Origin of the sequence: Leclercia sp. Marseille-Q4284 (assembly GCF_916618945.1) — a bacterium.
Taxonomy (GTDB): Bacteria; Pseudomonadota; Gammaproteobacteria; order Enterobacterales; family Enterobacteriaceae; genus Enterobacter; species Enterobacter tamurae.
In genome coordinates this window covers 1-3,439 of record NZ_CAKAKG010000006.1, presented here as the reverse complement: position 1 = coordinate 3,439, position 3,439 = coordinate 1, and the positions used below count along the sequence as shown (strand labels likewise).

The 3,439-nt window shown below is 46.5% G+C and carries 4 protein-coding genes; 1 reads left to right on the top strand and 3 read right to left on the bottom strand.

The window, feature by feature from the left end; all coding sequences use genetic code 11:
* Positions 1 to 51: 51 nt before the first annotated feature.
* Entirely contained in the window at positions 52 to 243 is a 192-nt protein-coding gene (locus LG383_RS22910; RefSeq protein WP_225760297.1) for a Rop family plasmid primer RNA-binding protein, read from the bottom strand.
* A 769-nt stretch (positions 244 to 1,012) separates the two neighbouring features.
* Entirely contained in the window at positions 1,013 to 1,864 is an 852-nt protein-coding gene (locus LG383_RS22905; RefSeq protein WP_225760296.1) for a toll/interleukin-1 receptor domain-containing protein, read from the bottom strand.
* A gap of 348 nt (positions 1,865 to 2,212) precedes the next feature.
* Between LG383_RS22905 and LG383_RS22900 the strand changes: the two genes are divergently transcribed.
* Entirely contained in the window at positions 2,213 to 2,512 is a 300-nt protein-coding gene (locus LG383_RS22900; protein WP_225760295.1) for a type II toxin-antitoxin system HicB family antitoxin, read from the top strand.
* A 425-nt stretch (positions 2,513 to 2,937) separates the two neighbouring features.
* Here LG383_RS22900 and LG383_RS22895 read toward each other — a convergent pair whose 3' ends face one another.
* Positions 2,938 to 3,363, bottom strand: a complete 426-nt coding sequence (locus tag LG383_RS22895) for a helix-turn-helix domain-containing protein (protein ID WP_225760294.1) — start codon at positions 3,361 to 3,363, stop codon at positions 2,938 to 2,940.
* Positions 3,364 to 3,439: the final 76 nt, after the last annotated feature.

Here is a 3,439-nt window from a genome sequence, read left to right as displayed (position 1 = left end):
ACGACTGACGCGGGAAAGACGTGCCGCTTCGCTAATCGATACACGGGCCATTTACACATCCTCCTGAAGATCATCCAGACTAACAGCCAGAGTGCGAAAAAGCCGTTCCGCGTCCTCATGTAGTTTTTCGCACAAGTCGGCCTCCACATCGAGATCCAATTCGTTGAGCTTTTCCAGCAGAAGCAAAGACTGCCCCTGGATGAACTTCGCCATGTTAAGCGCGGTTTTCTGTTGTTTAGTCATTACAGGCCTCAGTGCGTCAGTGCTTAATATGAGGTCAGGCTACATTCCACTTCCTCGCCCGTACGCTTGCTCCGCTCGGTCACTTAGCTGCGGCGAGCGGAGCAAGCGTTCTAAGTAACCGATAACGTAAGCGGTAAGAGTAACGAAAGGCCAAGGCAAACAGGAAGAAGGCTACGCCAAACGGCGTTTTTCCATAGGCTTCGCCCTCCTGACGAGTTTCACAGAAATCAGTTGATCTCCGGAACTCAAATCAGAAGTGGCGAAACCCGACAGGACTTAAAGATACCAGGCGTTTCCCCCTGATGGCTCCCTCGCGCGCTCTCCTGTTCCCACCGTAAGGTCTACCCGTTGCATTCCGCCGTTCCTGACTGCGTGGTGGCGTTTTCTCATTCCTACCCGTGCAACTGGGTTCCTGACAGGTGGTTCGCTCCAAGCTGGACTATATGCACGAACTCCCCGTTTAGTCCGACTACCACGCCTATTCCGATAACTTACCCTTGAATCCAAACCGGAAAGACACGACGAATCGCCACTGGCGGCAGCCATTGGTAACTGATTTAGAGGAGTTAGTCTTGAAGTTATGCGCCCATTAAGGCTAAACTAAACGAACAGTTTTGGTGACTGAGCTCCTCCAAGCCAGTTACCTTGGTTCAAAGAGCGCCAACTCTGAGAACCTTTGAAAAAACCGCCTAACAAGGCGGTTTTTTTATTCCAATATAGCTTATTCTGCTTGAACCTTATGAGTCAACGACTATAACCGAAGTAAACCCTATTTTTTCAATTCAATAGAACCAACTTTAACAGGTAAAGCATCAAGCAAATACCTCATAGCCTCCAGATCATTCTTAGGTTCCTTCCACACATATGGGGTCAAGAGATCTGGTACAACACCTTTGCTACCGACTTCTTCATAGACCAACGCTATAATTGAGAAATTAGGTCTTTTTCTTTTTTCAGCTATAGCGTAGTTAATTTCGGCAGATAAGTAACTATCATCTTTATAACTCGGCGTAATAAAGAAAACAGCTGCGCAAGAATCTTTCATTCCTTTTATTAAAGCGCGTTCCAATTCAACTCCAGCGCTCATTTTATCCTCATCAAGCCAAGGATCGAAACCTAGAGTCGTTAATATTTTATGAAACTCTCTGACTTTCGGTTTGTCGATAGTTTTGTGGCTGAGGAATATTTGCAATGGTATCATATTTAATGCCATCTCATGTTTTTTTAAAATCATATTAACCTGTTCGTCAATGTACGAACCATTTTTAACAAAACTTTGATCGCCATTTGTTATCGTCTCAGCAATAAAAACAGCATCTTTTTCTTTAACATCAAATAGTTGCTCAACTACCGATATGGCACTTTTAAAGTCGAGACTCCCATCAGGATAAAAGCAGCCATTAAAAATATCCTTTGACAGCTCACCAATTCCATTGGATGTCTTGAATCCGCTATTCCCCGTATTCTGGTAAATGAGAATTTGGTACTTTCCTATAAGAGAACCTATTCTTATGTTAAAGCCATTAATTAAAGGCCATATCAATATTTTTCCTGGGTAATTTTTCTGGACAACTCCTTTGTAAATTTCATCGATAAGAATGTCGCTAAAATCCTTTGCCATACACACCTCTGCTTGTTTTTAATATGATTATACACTGAGGTGTCACCTATACACACAATCAATCGCACACCATTTACCATAACGTCGCATTACGCGCACCGCTCAGACGAGCTGTGCGCGGTTTTCACGCCTGAGCCGTAAAACCATACGTTTTACCCTCTGAAAACGCCCAAGAATCGCCCCAGTACGTTTTGCGTGCATGAATCGTTATGCACGCGGATGCATTACGCCGCGTTACGGACGGAAAAGGCAGTCTGACGGGAATTTTTCGCGGTAAACTGTTGAATAACACCCGGTACAGCTCATCGTTTTGTGTAATGCCGTCAGGCGGAAACCCGGAGAAAAAACATGACCATCACACTCCGATTCTCAATAGGGATCGAAGTCCCCGAAAATACAGATACAGCCTGGGGGATCAGCGTCCCTGCGTTCGATAAGACAGGCTATGGCTGTGTCTCGGCGGCAGAAACCGAGGAAAGCATTGAAGCTGCGGTGCGGGAGGCTATATCTGCCGTTGCCATGTACATGCAGGAGTCCGGAGAAGATCTGCTGATACTCAGTGATGCGGGCATCGCTGAGTATCAGGCTCATCCTGATTACCATCACTGTGACCGGTGGCAGATGGTTGATGCTGAATTACCTGACTGAAGCGGTGAACGGGTACGCAATTTATTGCGTGGTCGTGAAGCGCTGGCAGGGTGTCGGGGCGCCGCCCTGACCAGGCTTTGCTCAGGTTCGTAGAACCATAAAAAGGGTTTCAAAGGGGCACCCTTTGGCACAGCGAATGTGTAACGGGGGATTTTCCCCATGTATACATCGCCGTCGTGCCTGTATTGATATGATTAATGGGGTACGCATTTTTTGCGGATAGCACCTAGATAGCATTCAGGAAGCACTTGGATGGCAGATAGATAGCATTCAGGAAGCATTTGGATGGCAGATAGATAGCATTTGGATAGCAGTTTTCGGGGTTTGAGGTGAGTGGACCTACGAGGCCCCCTGCCAGAAATGGCTCCTATGACCGGAATGCGAGGTAAGGACACAACACCATAAACATGGAATCGCTCTCAACGCTATTTCCAGAACTTCCACCAAGGCGACGCAGGGACGTTCTGCATATCGGAGAGGTTCTGCTTGTGCTCAATAAGCTGCATGGCCTGACGAAGTGAACTGATATGTTCATCCCGTGCATTAACGGCATCCTTAAGCCCCGCGTTTTCTGCCTGCAAAAGCGTGACCTGATGCTGTAAAGACTGTAAAAAATCGCTGTTAACCGCTGTAGCGTTGTCGTCAAATTTTACAATGTCACTTTTACTGACGTTTACAACCTCAAGCGCACCAAACACACGAAGAAGCTCAGAAGTATCAATGGTTTTTACGGATTTCCCGTGTTTTACAACAGAGGTGTAAGTAAGCTCACCCGACTTGAGCATTTTGTAAATCGTCGGACGACTGACGCGGGAAAGACGTGCCGCTTCGCTAATCGATACACGGGCCATTTACACATCCTCCTGAAGATCATCCAGACTAACAGCCAGAGTGCGAAAAAGCCGTTCCGCGTCCTCATGTAGTTTT